Annotated in this window: 11 protein-coding genes; 6 read left to right on the top strand and 5 right to left on the bottom strand. The window is 60.7% G+C overall.

Going from position 1 to position 16984, the window contains the following annotated elements; translation table 11 throughout:
• The first annotated feature begins 221 nt into the window (after positions 1–221).
• The 4 genes from PSN43_RS15155 to PSN43_RS15140 all read left to right on the top strand — a co-directional run bounded on the left by PSN43_RS15155 (position 222) and on the right by PSN43_RS15140 (position 5045).
• Positions 222–1529 (top strand): citrate synthase, encoded by a 1308-nt coding sequence (locus PSN43_RS15155; protein ID WP_272701580.1) that lies wholly within the window; start codon positions 222–224, stop codon positions 1527–1529.
• A 64-nt stretch (positions 1530–1593) separates the two neighbouring features.
• Positions 1594–2373, top strand: coding sequence for an NAD kinase (locus tag PSN43_RS15150; RefSeq protein ID WP_272701579.1), 780 nt, complete (start codon positions 1594–1596; stop codon positions 2371–2373).
• A 137-nt stretch (positions 2374–2510) separates the two neighbouring features.
• Entirely contained in the window at positions 2511–4253 is a 1743-nt protein-coding gene (locus PSN43_RS15145; RefSeq protein WP_272701578.1) for a DEAD/DEAH box helicase, read from the top strand.
• A gap of 3 nt (positions 4254–4256) precedes the next feature.
• Complete coding sequence (locus PSN43_RS15140) at positions 4257–5045, top strand: hypothetical protein (protein WP_272701577.1); 789 nt, start codon at positions 4257–4259, stop codon at positions 5043–5045.
• A 12-nt stretch (positions 5046–5057) separates the two neighbouring features.
• Here PSN43_RS15140 and PSN43_RS15135 read toward each other — a convergent pair whose 3' ends face one another.
• Entirely contained in the window at positions 5058–6095 is a 1038-nt protein-coding gene (locus PSN43_RS15135; RefSeq protein WP_272701576.1) for an HD-GYP domain-containing protein, read from the bottom strand.
• Between the two features lie 227 nt (positions 6096–6322).
• On the opposite strand from PSN43_RS15135, the gene PSN43_RS15130 reads away from it, so the two are divergent.
• A complete protein-coding gene (locus tag PSN43_RS15130) occupies positions 6323–9673 on the top strand; it encodes a hybrid sensor histidine kinase/response regulator (RefSeq protein ID WP_272701575.1) in 3351 nt (1116 codons plus the stop codon).
• 7 nt (positions 9674–9680) lie between these two features.
• Here the strand turns inward: PSN43_RS15130 and PSN43_RS15125 are convergent, their stop codons facing one another.
• The 4 genes from PSN43_RS15125 to PSN43_RS15110 all read right to left on the bottom strand — a co-directional run bounded on the left by PSN43_RS15125 (position 9681) and on the right by PSN43_RS15110 (position 14706).
• The gene (locus PSN43_RS15125; RefSeq protein WP_272701574.1) at positions 9681–10568 is read right to left on the bottom strand and encodes an Lcl C-terminal domain-containing protein; all 888 of its coding nucleotides are present in this window, start codon (positions 10566–10568) and stop codon (positions 9681–9683) included.
• Between the two features lie 11 nt (positions 10569–10579).
• Positions 10580–11938, bottom strand: a complete 1359-nt coding sequence (locus tag PSN43_RS15120) for a dihydrolipoyl dehydrogenase family protein (RefSeq protein ID WP_272701573.1) — start codon at positions 11936–11938, stop codon at positions 10580–10582.
• Between the two features lie 148 nt (positions 11939–12086).
• Positions 12087–12698, bottom strand: a complete 612-nt coding sequence (locus PSN43_RS15115; protein WP_272701572.1) for an SET domain-containing protein — start codon at positions 12696–12698, stop codon at positions 12087–12089.
• A 10-nt stretch (positions 12699–12708) separates the two neighbouring features.
• Positions 12709–14706 carry a GNAT family N-acetyltransferase gene (locus PSN43_RS15110; RefSeq protein WP_272701571.1) on the bottom strand — a complete coding sequence of 666 codons (1998 nt, stop codon included), beginning with the start codon at positions 14704–14706 and terminating at the stop codon, positions 12709–12711.
• A 724-nt stretch (positions 14707–15430) separates the two neighbouring features.
• Between PSN43_RS15110 and PSN43_RS15105 the strand changes: the two genes are divergently transcribed.
• The coding region (locus PSN43_RS15105) for a VCBS domain-containing protein (protein WP_272701570.1) at positions 15431–16984 on the top strand (1554 nt) is incomplete at its 3' end.

The following is a 16984-nucleotide window of genomic DNA, read 5'->3' as shown; positions in this document are numbered from 1 at the left end:
ATCAATTGAATTAATGATACAGTTGCCAATTCAACGTTTGACACTGCAACTGCTTTATTATAGAAAGTCGGTCTGGATTGTAAATCCACTCTTGACCGGAAGCTTCCATCGCATGGTACGGCCTGACCTCCAAGGCCGACCGGAACCAGGCCAGACGACCGAATATTATTTCATACCCCGACAACGGTCGGGAGGCTTGATGTATTTTCAGAGGTAACGAGATGCTCAAAGACGACAAATGCGCCAGCGGCAAGACCGCCAAACTCATCATCGACGACCAGACCTTCGAGTTGCCCATCATCGTCGGCACCGAGAACGAACACGCCATCGACATCACTTCCCTGCGCAACGAAACCGGTTACATCACCTTTGATCCGGGCTACGCCAACACCGGCTCCTGCAAAAGCAACGTGACCTTCGTGGACGGGGAAAAAGGCATCCTGCGCTACCGGGGCTATCCCATTGAGGACCTGGCCGCGCACGGAACGTTCATCGAGACCGCCTACCTGCTCATCTTCGGAGAGCTGCCCACCAGGGCCCAGCGCCAGGAATTCCGCGACATCCTGAGCGAGCAGGAGCTGCTGCACGAAGGCTTGAGGCACCACTTCGAGGGGTTCCCGTCCGCCGGGCATCCCATGGCCATCCTGTCCGCTGTCATCAACGCCCTGGGCTGCTACCATCCCGACCTGCTGGAGATATCCTCCAAAGAGGACTTCCTGCGGGCTGCGGCCAAGATCATTTCCAAGGTGCGGACCATCGCGGCATGGTCCTACCGCAAGGCGCAGGGACTGCCGTTCATGTACCCGGACCCGAAGCTCTCCTACTGCCGGAACTTCCTGCACATGATGCATTCCATCCCGCACCGCCAGTTCGAGCCCACGGACGCCGAGGTGCGCGCCCTGACCCTCTTCTTCCTGCTCCACGCCGACCACGAGCAGAACTGCTCCTGCTCCACCGTGCGCATGGTCCAATCCACCGAAGCCAACCTGTTCGCCTCGGTCTCGGCCGGAATATGCGCCCTGTGGGGACGCCTCCACGGCGGGGCCAACGCGGGCGTCATCCAGATGCTCGAAGAGATTCACGCGGGCGGGACGTCCATCCCCGAGTACATCGAAAAGGTCAAAAAGAAGGAATGCAAGCTCATGGGCTTCGGCCACCGCATTTACAAGTCTTTCGACCCGCGCGCCAAGATACTGCGCAAAGCCGCCCACGACATGCTCGATTCCACAGGGCACCACGACCCGCTCCTTGACATCGCCCTGGAGCTGGCCGAAGCGGCGATGAACGACGACTACTTCGTCGAGCGCAAGCTGTACCCCAATGTGGACTTCTACTCCGGCATCATTCTGCGCGCCCTGAACATCCCGGTGAACATGTTCACGGTGATGTTCGCCATCGGCCGTATGCCCGGCTGGATCGCCCATTGGTACGAAGCCCACGTGGACGGCAACACCAAGATCCACCGTCCGCGCCAGATCTACACCGGCCGCGAGCCCAGGAACTACATTCCCCTGGATTCCAGAATCTAAACGAACATCGGGGCCCCATGGGGGGCCCCGTCCCTTTTTTCCCCGCCGTGAGTCTCTCCCGTTGATGTACACCCCGAAAAAAATCGAAAGAATCGCCTGCGTGGCCTCGAACTCGCCAAGGGCGCAAGAAGGCCTCAGGCAGCTTGCCGAACGCTACGACCTGGCCCCGGCCGACGAAGCCGACGCCTTGGTGGCGCTGGGCGGAGACGGCTTCATGCTCCAGACCATGCACGACTACATGGACACGGGCATTCCCATCTACGGCATGAACCGGGGAACCATCGGCTTTCTGATGAACCGTTTCAAACCGGACGGGCTCCTGGAACGGCTCAACCGAACCCAGGGCCTCATCCTCAATCCCCTGGTCATGACCGCGACAACCGTCGAGGGGCAGACCTGCTCGGCCCTGGCCTTCAACGAAGTGGCCCTGCACCGCTATTCCCAGCAGTCGGCCAATATCCGGGTGCGCATCAACGGGCGCGAACGGCTGGACAAGCTTGTTTGCGACGGAATCATGGTGGCCACCCCGGCCGGGTCCACGGCCTACAACCTGTCGGCTCACGGCCCGATCATCCCGCTCGGGTCCAATGTCCTGGCGCTGACCCCGGTCAGCCCATTCCGTCCCCGACGGTGGAACGGCGCGCTCCTGCCACACTCGGCCGAAGTGGTATTCGACATTCTCAATCCCGAGCGCAGGCCCGTGGGAGCGGCGGCCGACTCCTTCGAAGTCCGCGAAGTGGCCAGGGTGCGCGTGGTCGAAGACCACTCCCGTCCCGCCACAGTCCTGTTCGACCCCGATCACTCCCTGGAGGAGCGCATCTTCAACGAACAGTTCGTCCACTGACCCCAGGCCCCCATGGGCCCCGTATTGTACAACCGGGCAAATACGGTATAGTGTTGCCCGCAACGAACGAATTTCTTGTTCCGGTCCTCTCTGAAACATAATCCATGGCCGGAATCCACATCACACAGTAGGTAAAAATGGAAAACGACAATCTGCACCCCGAAAACGGGACCGATACTCCGGAAAACGGCCCTGCGCCGATAACCTTCGACACCCTGCCCGAATCGCTCCGACGGGCCTGCGACCGCGCCGGATGGGACAAGCTCATGCCTGTCCAGGAACGCGCCATCCCCTTCCTCCTCGACAATCAGGACGTCATGGTCCAGGCCCGGACCGGCTCCGGCAAAACCGGCGCATTCGTCCTGCCGCTCATCGAAAAACTCGACCCGTCGCGGCACACCTGCCAGGCGCTGGTCATGGTGCCCACCCGCGAGTTGGCCAAACAGGTCGCCCAGGAAGCGAGAACGCTGGCCGGCGATGAACTCAAAGTGGTGGCCGTCTACGGCGGCGTGGGCTACAAGGAGCAGCTCGACGCCTTCCGCGAAGGCGCGAACCTGGTGGTCGGAACCCCCGGCCGCATCCTCGACCACCTCATGCGCCGCAACCTGACCCTCGACGACCTGCGGGTGCTCATTTTCGACGAAGCGGACCGGATGCTCTCCGTGGGTTTCTACCCGGACATGGTCGAGGTGAAACGGTATCTGCCCCGCGACATCGACGGGGCCTTCATGTTCTCGGCCACCTTCCCGCCCAGCGTGCTGCGCCTGGCCGAAGAGTTCATGTACAAGCCGGAATTTCTCAGCCTCTCCTCGGAAGAAACCAACGTCTCCGCCATCTCCCATCAGTTTGTTGAAGTCCCGGCCATGGGCAAGGAGCGCAAGCTCATCAAGCTCATCGAACTGGAGAACCCCTCCTCGGCCATCATTTTCTCCAACACCAAGCGGAACGTCGAGTTCATCGCCGCCCTGCTCGCCCAGTTCGGATTCGATGCGGAAGGGCTGACCTCGGACCTGACCCAGAACAAACGCGAACGGCTCATGACCCGCATCAAGGAAGGCAAGCTCCGCTTCCTGGTGGCCACGGACGTGGCCGCGCGCGGCATCGACATTCCCGAGCTGTCCCACGTGTTCATGATGGAACCGCCCGAGGACCCCGAATCCTACGTGCACCGCGCGGGCCGCACCGGACGCGCCGGAGCCACGGGCACGGCCATAACCCTGGTCGACGTCATCCAGCGGATCGAGCTGGAACGCATCGCCTCCCGCTTCAAGATTCACTTCGAGGAGATCAAGGACCCCACCGACGAGGACGTGACCGCCATCATCGGGGAACGGCTGACCGCCATCCTTGAAAAAAGATTCCGCAAACTGACGAACCTCCAACAGGAGCGGGTATCCCGATTCCTGCCCATCGCCAAGCGGTACGCCGAGCACGAGGATTCGCTTTCCCTGCTGGCCATGCTCCTGGATGAGCTCTACCAGCCCACCCTGCACGGCAAGCCCGCCGAACCCGACACCGCTCCCGAGCCGCAGCGCGAGCAGCGCGAGCAACGCGAACGGCCCGCCCGCAATCGCGGCGGACGCAAGCGCAAGCCCGAAGGCGGCCCCAGGGAGCAGTATCAGGCCAAACCCGCCCGGAATGAGGGTTCCGACGAATCCCCGGCGGCCAAGGAACAAACCCGTCCGCCCAAGGCCAAGGCCAAACGCCCGGAGAAGCCCGAAAGCGAGCGTCAGGCCGAACCGGCAAGGCCCGCCGCGCCCGCCAAACCCGCCAAGCCAGCCGAAGCGCGTGAAAGCGCTCCGGCCGATGACGGGGACAGCGCGTCCAAGCCCAGACCGCGACGCAGGCGCAGAAGACGGCGCAAGCCTTCCGGCAACTAGGCCGTGAACCGCGGCAACCTGATTCTCGGCCTGGCCGCAGGCTATCATTACGGCGATGTTCGCCCGTTTCTCGCCTCCCTCGACAGGGCGGCGTATTCGGGCGATCTCGTTTTCTTCGTCTCGGAAACCACCCGGGACCTAGAACGCATCCGCGCCCACGGAACCCGGCTCAGGCCCATGGAGCGGCGGCCCGGTCTGGAGGCAGTCCCTTGCAACGGCCTGCGCTATTTCCTGTATCTGGATTACCTGACGTCCTGCGCCGAACAGTACGAACGCATCCTCATCGCCGACGTGCGCGACGTCGTCTTCCAGCGCGACCCGTTCGATTATCCCTGGCCGGACGGCATCTGCTGCACCCTTGAAGACCGCTCGGCCACGGTGGGCTCCTGTCCCTTCAACGCCCGATGGGTACGTGAACACCTGGGTCGGGAAGCCCTCGACGCCATCGCCGACAGGCCCGTGTCATGCTCCGGGACCACCGTGGCGGACCACGCATCCATGACCGCCTATCTGAAACGGATGACCGAACTCCTGCTGCCGCCGTCCACCGGCGAATGCATGGCCGGATACGACCAGGGGGTACACAACCACCTGATCCACACGGGCGCCCTCGACAGGCTGACCCTGTTCGACAATGCGGGACCGATCCTCACCCTGGCCCAGACCAGGGGAGAACCGCCCGTGAACGAGATGGGCGAAGTGTTGAACGAGGCCGGTCGACCGGCCCACATGATACACCAATACGACCGCAAGCCTTCGCTCTTCAAGATGATCCGGAAACGGTACGCCTGACCCCGCGGACGGCTATTCGGCGGCCACGTCGTCGCCCACGCTTTCCCTGATTTCGAGTATGGCGTCCAGGTTGTCGAGGAAGTGATCCGCAAGACGCGGGTCGAAATGCTTGCCGCGCTGTTCCCGTATATAACGGCTCGCCTCATCCACGGGCCAGGCGGCCTTGTAGGGCCGCGTTGAAGTCAGCGCGTCAAACACGTCGGCCAGGGCCACTATGCGTCCTTCAACGGGAATATCCTCCCCGGCCAGCCCGGCGGGGTAGCCTGATCCGTCCCAACGTTCGTGATGCGTCAGGGCTATCCGCTGAGCCGTGACCAAAAGCCGATTGTCGTGTTCGCCCAGAATCTTCGCCCCGATGGTCGTATGGGTCTTCATGATCTCCCATTCGTCGGGGTCCAACGGAGCAGGCTTGGTGAGAATATGGTCGGGGATGCCTATTTTGCCCACGTCGTGCATGGGCGCGGCGTTGTACAGGAGGTCCGAGGCTTCCCGGTCAAGCCCGGCCGCCCGGGCCAGGACCCGGCAGTAGCCGCTCATGCGGATGATATGCAGCCCGGTCTCGCTGTCCTTGTATTCGGCGGCCACGCAGAGCCTGCGGATGATCTGCAATCGGGTCTCATAAAGATCACGGGAACGCTCGGCGACCTTGCGCTCCAGGTCCAGACTCTGGTTGTGCAAGGCGATATGGGTGCGCACACGGGCCAGAACCACGGCAGGACTGATCGGCTTGGTGATGTAATCCACGCCGCCCACCTCGAACCCCATGGTCTGATCCGATTCCTGGTCGCGGGCCGTGACGAAGATGACCGGGATATTGCGGGATCGAATATCCGCCTTCAACATCCGGCAGACGGTGTAGCCGTCCATGTGGGGCATCATGACGTCCAGAAGAATGATGTCCGGGGGACTCGATCGGACAATGTCCAGCGCCTCCCGGCCGTTGAGCGCGGCCAACACCCGATACTCGTCTTTCAGCGTCTCCACGAGCAGATCAAGATTCGCCGGTACATCGTCCACCACCAGCACAGTCTGTTTGCCCCTGTCCGGCATATATCCTCCGATATTTTCCAACAGCCACCTATGCGCAATCATCACGATTAGGACATGCTCAGGCAATTATAATCAGCCCGAATCCAGCCATGAATAGAATATAACGCCAATAAAGCGACTCCGTTGCGGAAAAAACAAAAAGGGTTAATTATAATACGTTATGAGTAGGTTTTCTGATATTGCAATTCCAAACAGGAACAATAGGACTCAACGCGGAAACGACCCCCATGCTGAAGCACCTCTTCGATACCTCGCTGGCCCTTCGCAGTTTTGTAGGGACCGTCCTTTTCCTGACCCTGCTGTCCGGAACAGGGCTTTATTTCCTGTACAGGCAGGAAGCGAACTCCATAGAAGCATCCCTCAAGCTGAACGAATCCTTCCATAACAAAATGATGGCCCAAAGCATCAACCTGGACCTCAAAACCATGTTCATTGACCTCTACCTGGTGGCCAACCACGTGGAGACGTTGCGCTTCCTTCAATTCCGGGACACCGAGGCCCGCAACAACCTCGAAACGGAACTCCTGACCTTCAGCTCCATCAGCAAGGCCTACGATCAATTGCGGCTCCTGGACAACGAGGGCATGGAGCTGATCCGAGTCAACTACAACAACGGATCTCCCGCGCCGGTCCCTCAGAACGCGCTTCAAAACAAGTCTCACCGCTATTATTTCCAGGAATCGCTGCCTCTGAAAAACGGCGAGATATACGTGTCCCGGTTCGACCTGAACGTCGAAAACGGAAAGATCGAGCTGCCGTTGAAGCCCATGATCCGTATATCCACTCCTGTTTACGACGACACGGGATGCCGCATCGGCGTCGCCATCCTCAACTACCTTGGCCAGAGGATCATCGACCGTCTTGAGGACGACAAGGAGTCCCTTGACAGCACGACCGTCCTCCTCAACGAGGACGGATACCGGCTGGCCTCGCCGCAACCGGAAAAGAACTGGGCCTTCATGTACGACGAACGGAAGGATATCTGCTTCAGTGTGGAACACCCTGAGATATGGAACAGGATAAAATCCTTGAATGACGGCCAGTTTTCGACCCGGGAAGGAATCTTCACGGTGAGCACCATCCGCGTTGCCCCCCAAAATGCAGCAGAGGTCAAAGTGACCCGCTCCCATGAGTGGAAGGTCGTCTGCCTCACCTCGGCCGACGTCATCCGCAGCAGCATCAAGCCGGTTCGCCGCCACTACATTGTCATATTCGGCGTCATCTCGCTGATGTCCATATTCATAGGCCTGACCCGCGCCCGATTCATCGCGGTCCGCGAACGCAGCGCCAGGGAACTTGAGGCCGCCAGACAAGCCGCGGAGGAAGCCAACCGGGCCAAAAGCGACTTCCTCGCCCGCATGAGCCACGAAATCCGCACACCCATGAACGCCGTCATCGGGTTGACCCATCTCGCCCTGCGAACAGACCTGACGGCGAAGCAATCGGACTACCTGTCCAAGATATCCCTGTCGGCCAACGCCCTGCTCGGGATCATCAACGACATCCTGGATTTCTCCAAGATAGAGGCGGGCAGGCTGACTGTGGAGGACACGGACTTCCTCCTGGACGACGTGCTCAACAACATCATCAACATGCTCGGCCTGTCGGCGGAACAAAAGGGTATCGAGTTTCTGCTCATGGTCCGCAGCACAGTGCCCAACCGGCTCAGGGGAGACGCCCTCAGGCTTGGACAGGTACTGCTCAACCTGACCAACAACGCCATCAAGTTCACCGAGAAGGGCGAAGTCATCCTGCAAGCGGAACTACTGGAGCAGGACGGGCACAAGGCCGTCATCCGATTCAGCGTCCGGGATACGGGCATCGGTATCAGCCAGGAACACATGGAGGGATTGTTCCATCCATTCAGCCAGGCCGACGGCTCCATTTCCAGACAGTTCGGCGGAACCGGCCTCGGGCTGTCCATCAGCAAGCGGCTGGTGGAAATGATGGGCGGCGATATGGTCGTGGCCAGCGAACCGGGCAAAGGCAGCGAATTCTCCTTTACGATTCCCTTCAGACTGCAACCCGACCACGCGCGCGAATCCCTCGAATATCCATCGGAAATCAAGGGGCTGCGTGTCCTGGTGGTGGACGACAGCAAAATGTCGCGCATGGTCCTGTGCAAGATTCTCGAATCGTTCACCTTCAAGGTCAACGAAGCGTCCTGCGCGATCGACGCCCTGAACACGATCGAGAAATGGGACAAGATCGACCCGATCAAGCTGGTCATCACGGACTGGAATATGCCGGACATGGACGGCATCAAATTGTCCCGGCACATCCGCCTGAACACCACCATCACGCGCAAGCCCAAGATCATCATGCTCACGGCCTACGGCCAGGAGTCCATCCGCCACCGGGCCGAAACGGCCGGTATAGACGGGTTCATGCTCAAGCCATTCAACCGCTCGATTCTGTTCGACACCATCATGGAGGCCCTCAGCGAGCGGGAGGGAGGCACGCCAAAGAGACCGCCGCGCCCGGACCAGACCGGGGTGCCCGCCAATCTCCTCGGAGCGCATGTCCTGCTGGTGGAGGACAACGAAATCAACCAGCAGGTGGCCCGGGAGATACTCGAAAGCGCGAACATCATGGTATCCATCGCCAACAACGGCAAGGAGGCCGCGCAGATGGCCCTTGCCGAGGACTACGACGCGGTGCTCATGGATATCCAAATGCCGGTCATGGACGGTTTCCAGGCCGTCAAGGCCATCCGTGACGGGGGCAAGACGTCACTGCCGATCATCGCCATGACCGCCCACGCCCTGGTGGGAGACCGGGAAAAGAGCCTCCAGGCGGGTATGAACGACCATGTAACCAAACCCATCGACCCGGACGAGCTGATGCGGACCCTGTCTCAATGGCTGCCGGAACGCGAGGGTGCCCAGCATCCGCCTGCCGATCACACGCCGCCGTCCTCCTACACGCAGGATGACCTGCCCCGAATTTCGGGCCTGAACATGTCCCGCGCCATATCCAGATTGCGGGGCAACGCCAGGCTCTACCGAAAGCTGCTCATGGACTTCGCCCAGGACGGCGACGGGCTGCTCCGACAACTGCTGGATCACGCCGAGACCGAAAGATTCGAGGAATGCCGCGCGGTGGCCCACAATCTCAAGGGCGTAACGGGGAACATCGGAGCCGACCGGCTGCACAATCTGTTGGCGGGACTTGAGCAGGCCCTGGCTCACAGCGGGGACAACCTGGAATTCCTCCTGGAGGAAACGACGCGTGAACTGCGTCAGGTGACGAGTGGCATCCGCGAAACGCTTCGGCCGCCGGAAGAGCCCGAAATGCCGGACGGCGACCTCGATAGAATCGAGTCCAACGGAATCCAGCGCATGATGTCCGAACTCGACGACCTGCTTGTCCTGCTCGACAGACACGACATCGAAGCCCAAAAACAATTCCGAACCCTACGGGAACGGCTGACGAGACACGCCCCTGCCTATGCCCGCGAACTGTCCCGACTCATAGACCAGTTCGATTTTTCCACGGCAGGCGACCGGCTTCGCGATCTCATGGCGCACTGCCGAGACGGCGCGAACCCGATTGAAGAACCGCCCGGAGAGGAATAAGCCGGAATCAGGCCGTGCGCACGGCCCAGACATGAAACTCGGGGCGCGTCTTGAACCCCACGCCCACAGCCCCCTTGTGCATGTAGAAGCAGAACGACCACTCCGGGTCGTACCCGCTGTCCGTGGCCGACCAGTAGGCTTCGCGCACGTTCTCGAAAGGGTGATCCGCAGGCAGGGCCGGGTCGGCCCGCGAACAATCGGCCAGGGACTCGAGTTCCATAATGGCGGGCAGCCGCCAGGGTTGTCCGGTCCGTTCGGCTTCCTCGGCCACGATCCGGCCCGCCGTTTCCCTATCCACCATTCTTCCGGCCAGGTCGGCCCGCCTTTGCCAGACAAATCCGGTCAACCGGTCCTCTATATCGCCTCCGATTTCACGAAACCTCGGTTCGGGCCAGGCGAGTCCCATGCGCAAGGCCCCGTCCTGCCCGGTTCCGGCGCAGTCCATGGGGGCCCCGTTCACATCGTGGCAACCTTTTTGTCCGGTGGCCCACAAGGTTGCGGACGTCCCGCGCACAGGCCAGACGACCGCATCGTCGGCCTTGCGTCCGAAGAACATCCGCCCGCCGCTGAACTGCACCCACCAGGCATAGGAATAATCCCTGGCGGAAGTCGTGGAGGTCCAATACCGGCCCGCCCAAACCCGTTCGAAGGGATGATCCTGCGGCAGGGCCGGTTCGCGCTCGGCGTGATCCACGAGGGAATACAGTTCGCGCCGATTGGGCAGCCGCCAATCCGAGTGGCCGAAACGGTTCTCGCGGTTCATGCTTTCGATGAACCCGAACGCCTCGGCCCAGGACAACCCGGTTTCGGCGGGTTGGGCGTTCAGGGGCCAAACCAGGCCGGTGGCAGTATCGGTGACAACGTCACCCTTCAAAGAGAACCGCGCGGACGGCATGCCGGCCCGCCTCATCCCAGCATGTACCTCACCGCATAGCCGAAGGAGGGATAAGCCCACGGCTGGGCCAGGAGGTCTTCGCGAGTCAGGCCGTGGCGGATGGCCATGCCGAAAATATTGGCCACCTCCTCGGCATGAGCGCCGAGATAATGGGCTCCAAGGATGCGGCCCGTTCCCCGCTCCACCAGGATGCGGTAGCCCGCATGGGCCATGCCGAGCCGTTGATGCTCGGACCACTTGGCCGCATCGCCCTCGTATACCTTGAAATCCAATCCCTGCTCACGCGCCTGCTCCTCCAGCAAACCGGCGCAGGCAAGAGTCGGGTGGGTGAAGACGGCCCCGGCCGTTCCCGAAAGGTCCGATTTGACCGAGCCTTCCTTCAGGATGTTGCCGACAACCGTCTCGGCCTGCAATGCGGCCACCGGAGTAAGGGGATGACCGGGCTCCACGCAGTCGCCCGCAGCGTAAACATGCGGGTTGGAGGGACTGCGCATGTACTCGTCCACCACGATGCCGCCCCTGACCGCCTCGACGCCCGCCTTGTCCAGGTCGAGACCGTCCAGATCAGGCACGCGGCCCGCGCCGGACACGGCCGAGGCCGCGACGAACGACATCTCCACGTCGTCCGGGCCTGCGACGATCACCCGCACCCCGTCCTCGAAAGGCTCAACCGCCTTGACGGGATGATCCACGTGCACGGCCACGCCCTGGTCGCGCATCGCCTTGATGAGTTTGCGGCTCAACACCTCGTCGAAGCCTTTGAGCACCCTGCCGCTGCGGTGCAGAATGGTCGCCTTGACCCCGGCCGCGGCGGCGATGCAGGCAAATTCGAAGGAAATGAACCCGCCCCCGATGAAAAGCATGGATTCGGGCAGCGTCTCCAGGTCCAGAAACTGATCGCTTGTCAACAGCAGGTCCTCTCCCGGAACGCCGAGCTTGCGGGACGCGGCTCCGGTCGCCACGACAATGTGCCGCGCCGAAAGCCGCCCCAGGCCCTCCACCTCCACGGAATCCGGGCCGGTGAACCGGGCCTCGCCGTGGACCGTGGTCACGCCGCGCCCGTGAAAGGAGTCGAAAACCATGCCGGAGATGGGATCGATGACCGAATGCTTGAAGCGCATGAGCGAAGGCCAGTCCACACGCACGTTCCCGATCACGCCGTGGGCGGTCTTCTCCCGCACCCGAAGAATCTCGTGAGCCGTGTCGGCCAGGGTCTTCTTGGGCTCGCAGCCGCGCAGCGGGCACGCCCCTCCCCAACCGTTCTTCTCCACCACGGCCACGTCGAGTCCGGCCTCGCCGAGCTTGCGGGCGACAATGCCCCCAGCCGGGCCGGAACCGATCACTATCACATCATACGTCTGCTTGGTCACTGGTCTGCTCCAGGTTGATTTCCTTGGTAAAGGCCCGTCCATGACGAACCCGTTCTCCTTCATCCTCGCATATTCGGCGGTAAAGTAAAGAGCGGGACGCTCCCACCCGGAAGCGTCCCGCCCGCAGCGAAAAACGAAACTCGGCGAGCTAATCGCCTTGAGCGCACTCCGGTTCGGCCCGCCACTTGAGGTTGCGCACCGAAGAATAGGCCGCCCGGCCCGACAGGAACTCGTCCAGCCGCGAACGGGCCTCCCCCGACAACAGGGGAAGCAGGGGTTGGTCCACACATGGAATGCGGGCGAGACTCTCGCGGATGCGCTCGTCCCAACAGCCGCAGTACACGTCGATGTCGTCCATGCGCAGCCGCTTGCGGCAGTCCTCGCAACCGCAGCAGATGGCGTAGGGCTCCTGCACATTGAGCAGGCCGTATTCGGTGGTGAGTTCCTCGCCCGCGTCGATGTCGCGCACCGCGATCTCCAAACCGTAATCGGTCATCATGGTGGTCGGGTGGCAGTTGTGGTTCATATAGCGGGCATGGTCCCAGCTCAGGACCAGATTGCCGCACTTGTCGTGGTACATGTACGTTTCCATGGCCTCGCGCACGGACGCGGGCATAGCGAAAAACGCTTCTCGGTCAAGACAGATATCAAACCTGTCGCGGACCACCACGACGGTTCCCCTGGGGATGGGCTGGGTGGCGAACACGCCGACGCCGATGGCCGGGTCCCCGGACCGGACCCTGGTATGGGGATGGATCACGTATTCCTCTTTAATAGATGTAGCGCACCTGATGCCGCTCGGCCTCGATGCGATTGTAGATGGAGCGCATGATGCGCTCGTAAAGCTCGTCGCCCAGAATGATATCCTCAATGCCCGCGTCCACGTTGGGGTTGTCGTTGACCTCGATGACGCAGGCCTTCCCGCCCATGTCCTTGAGATCGACGCCATACAGGCCGTTGCCGATGAGGGACGAAGCCTGGACCGCCGCCTTGAGGATGTGGGACGGGACCTGGTCCACGGGCACGGCCTCGGACCGGCCGCTGAAATCATCGCCCTGCTCCGGCTCCTGCCAGTTGTAGATCTGCCAGTGGTTGTTGGCCATGAAGTACTTGCAGGCGAAGAGAGGCTTGTTGTCCAGGAGCCCCACGCGCCAGTCGTAGGCCGAGACCAAAAACTCCTGGGCGATGACCAGATCCGTATGCCGGAACATTTCGGCCAGCTTCTCGGTCAGTTCCTCCATGGTGGACACCCGGAACACGCCCAGGGAAAAGGAGCTCTCGGGCAGCTTCAGGACCAGGGGCAGCGGCAGGGTGCGCAGGAACGAAGGCTTGCATTCCTTGTGGGTCAAATGCCAGCCCCGCGGCTGGGTGACGCCCGCGTGGGCCAGGCGCTCCTGGAGATAGACCTTGTTGGAGCAAAGCATGATGGACCAGGGATCGTCCACTACCACCAGTCCCTCGGTATAGGCGTGCCGGGACATGGCGTAGGTGTGGTTGTCCATGGCCGTGGTTTCGCGGATGAACAGGGCGTCGAATTCGCAAATACGCCGATGATCGGCTTTGGTGATGAACTCCACGAAAAATCCCACCCGCTCGGCGGCCTTGCGGAACTTTTCCAGGGCCATGGCGTTGGAGGGAGGAGTGGGTTCCGCCGCGTCGGCCAGAATGGCGAGGTCGTACTGGTAGCTCTTGAGCTTCGGCCTGTTGTACCGCTTCTTCAGGCAGAACGCGTCGAGCGCGCTGCGCAGAAGCGCGGGATGCTTGTTCGCCACTTGGCGGAGATGCAGAAGCTTGACCTTGCGGAACTTCCACCCTTCCTCTCTCCACTCCATCGTGATGGTGAAAAACGGGATGGCAAACAGGGAAAAAAGCTTGCGGGCCAGTTCGGCACGGCAAGGGTCAGGGGTACGCCCGAGGATAATGGTCAGTTCCAGGATTTCCCCTTTGTCCGGGAGCTGCTTGGGATTGATGGCGTCCTTGAGCTCATCGAGCAGGCTCTGGGCGACCAGGGGCGTGGTCACGTCCTTCACGGTCATGACCGAGGGGGTTACGCGATGGTTGCGGGCCGAAGCCAGCAGGGAAACGTAATAGCCCATGGAATGCGTCTTGTAGGAGGAGCACAGGTTCAGGACATGGAACCTGTTGGAATCGGCGTAGTTGGTGTCGACAAGATAGTCGGTGGCCGAGCAGAACTGCACCCCAGGGCAACAGTCCCGCATCCTGCCGGGCTCCTCCACGACAATGACCACGCTCTCCGGCGATCCCTGCCTGCCCGTGGGCGAAAGGACCATGCGCACGGCGGGTTCTCCCGGCCCGTAGTAGTCCGACAGGCTGCGCACCGGCTCGAAACCGAACTTGCGGTACCAGTTGACCAGCTTGGGATTGTTCATGTCCGCTTCGAGAGAAACGCGCTCATACCCGTGGCTGGCGGCGAACTCCACGATATGCCGGACGAGCGCCTCGCCCAGGCCGAGCATTCTGAACTCCCTGAGAATGGCCAGGGAATAGACGCGCAGGGAGCGCTTGTACTGAAAGACCACGGCGCATCCGGCCGGAACCGGCTTCCTGCGCTTGGCCTTGCCCTCGATAACCAGGGCCAGTTGTGATGGACTTGTGATGCTGCGGCGCAGACTGGCCCGCGAACTTCGTCGGTTCTCGTTGAACCCCGTACGCTCGCAGGCCTCAAATAAGGGAAGGTCGTCCAGTGTCGCGGGGCGAACGGACGAGGAGGTAAAGGAGACGGCTGGCGTCTCGCACGCAAGGCTCATGAAGCCTCCCGATGTTGCAGGCCACCCGGGCCGCGATCTCACGCCCGAGAATGCTCCTCCAATATACCTGGTTTCGGGGCCGGTAAACAGAAAAAACGAGGGTTCCGCGACGCTTTTTCCACATTCGCCGCACGGTACGAAAGAGGCGTTGATCTGTAAACAAAATACATCATAAATACAGCCAATTAAGCCAGCAAGACCGTTGCCGCATGAACGTGTCCGACCTCGGCTTCTCGGCCCATTCCGCCCCCCGATGCGCCCCACTGCTTCCTACGGCATTCGACGGCGATTGACCCCCTAAAATGAAAGATGGCGGAAAATCGCGGTTTTAAGCGAAATACGGATTTTATTCAGCTCTCGTCCCCATGACATGAAAAAAATCGTTTTTTTATTTGCCCCAAGAAAAATTACGCCATTTCAAGATGATAATTATTACCACATATTGATTCCCAGCATATAAAAACCAGCACAGATGGAATTTCTTTTCCACAACATATTGTTAAAAACATGGGCAATTCCATACTTCATTAGTCTAGATTTTGTTTTTCAGTCTTCCCGCCGTTCAAACCGGACGGGAGATTGACAACATTTTTATCCACAAAATAATCAATTGAAATAATTATATATAATTATGTAACCGAAATAATATTGCACCCGTAGATGTATGTACCCCCAGAACAAAAGGGGCAACCCAACTGGATTCCATACTTCTAAAGGAGAAATTATGACCGACACCCGCATCACTCAGACCCAGGTGATTCGACTATCACTCCCCGGTGCCGGCCAAACCTCGTCGTATCAGCTTACGGCGAACTCATTGGTACGGTTCGACTTTGACCTCTCGGAGGCCGAGTTCATCGGAAACGGCGACAATTTGGAAATAACCGTCGAAAGCGGCGGCAAGGTGGTCCTCCTGGATTACCTGCCGTTGGCCGTGGCAGGCACCCTGCCCATAATGGAAATGTTCGACGGCAGGCAACTCGAAGGCGGAATGTATCTTTTCGCCTTCGAGAGCGACCGCCCCCTGACGGAAACCGACATGGAAACGGCCGCAGGCGATGCAGCTTCCGGTTCGGGCGCGGGCGAATACAACGACGATCCCGGCAATCTGTTCGCCGGACTGGACGCCCTCGGCCCCCAGGGCGACGCATATGATTCGCACCTTTTCCCGGTCATCGATCCGCCGAACATCGATTTGCTGGAAGCGTCCCCGGTTCCGGCTTCCCCGGCCGCCCTCCCCGACGTCAACGAAGTAGTGGAAAGCGGCTCGAACCGAGACAGGAACAACGAAGATCCGGGACACCCCGAAACGGCTTCCGGCAATCTGCTCCTCAACGACTACGACGATGACGACATCGATTACCCGGAGACCAATGGCGCTCAAACAGATCTTTCGATCAGCACCATCGATTTCCTCGGCCAGGACTTCACCGGGAACAACCCCGGCCCGGCCGAGGTAACGGATGCCGGAACGCAGATTCACGGCCTGTACGGCACATTGACCGTCTTCAGCGACGGCTCATATGAATATGTATTGGACGAGACTCTGGCCGATCCACTGCGGCAGGGACAGATCGTCCAGGAGCAGTTCAATTATACCGCGGTTGATCCCGACGGCAACCAGAGCAACGCCGCCACCCTGACAATCACCATTACCGGGACCAACGACGCCCCGGACGCCTTTGACGACACCTCTGGCGAGGTCATCGAGCAGGGCGGCATAGTCGCGGGCATAGCCTCGGTTTCCGGCAACGTTCTGCACAACGACTCGGATGTGGACAACGTGGGGTACGAGGATCTCGCCCCTTCCTACGCCGACCAGGTCCCGACCGATCCCGACGGCCTCATTGAGCTGAACGTAACCAGCATATACAGCCACGGGACCCATCAGTACGAAGACACCCCTGACGCCAACGGCAACTTCACGATTGAAGGCGCTTACGGCACCCTGAACATCAATGCCGACGGCTCCTACGAGTACACCCTGGACCAGACCAAGGCCGATCCGCTGAACATCGGCGACGAGCCGGTGGAATACTTCGGCTACTCCATCTGGGACGGCGAAAAGTACGCATACGCCAATCTGCATATCCCGCTGATAGGGTCCAACGACAGCCCGGTGGCCATAGCCGACACCAACGCCTTCACCGAGACGGTGGATGACGGAACCGCACATGCCGTCTCCGGCAACGTGCTCGACAACGACAGCGACGTGGACAACGCGCCCGACGAACTGTCCGTGGAATCCATCGTCTACTCCGGCGAAGGAAGCCCGCCC

The sequence above is a fragment of the Desulfovibrio sp. Fe33 genome (assembly GCF_028532725.1).
Classification (GTDB): Bacteria; Desulfobacterota; Desulfovibrionia; order Desulfovibrionales; family Desulfovibrionaceae; genus Pseudodesulfovibrio.
The sequence above is the reverse complement of the archived record's forward strand: the minus strand, read 5'-3'. Positions and strand labels throughout refer to the sequence as shown.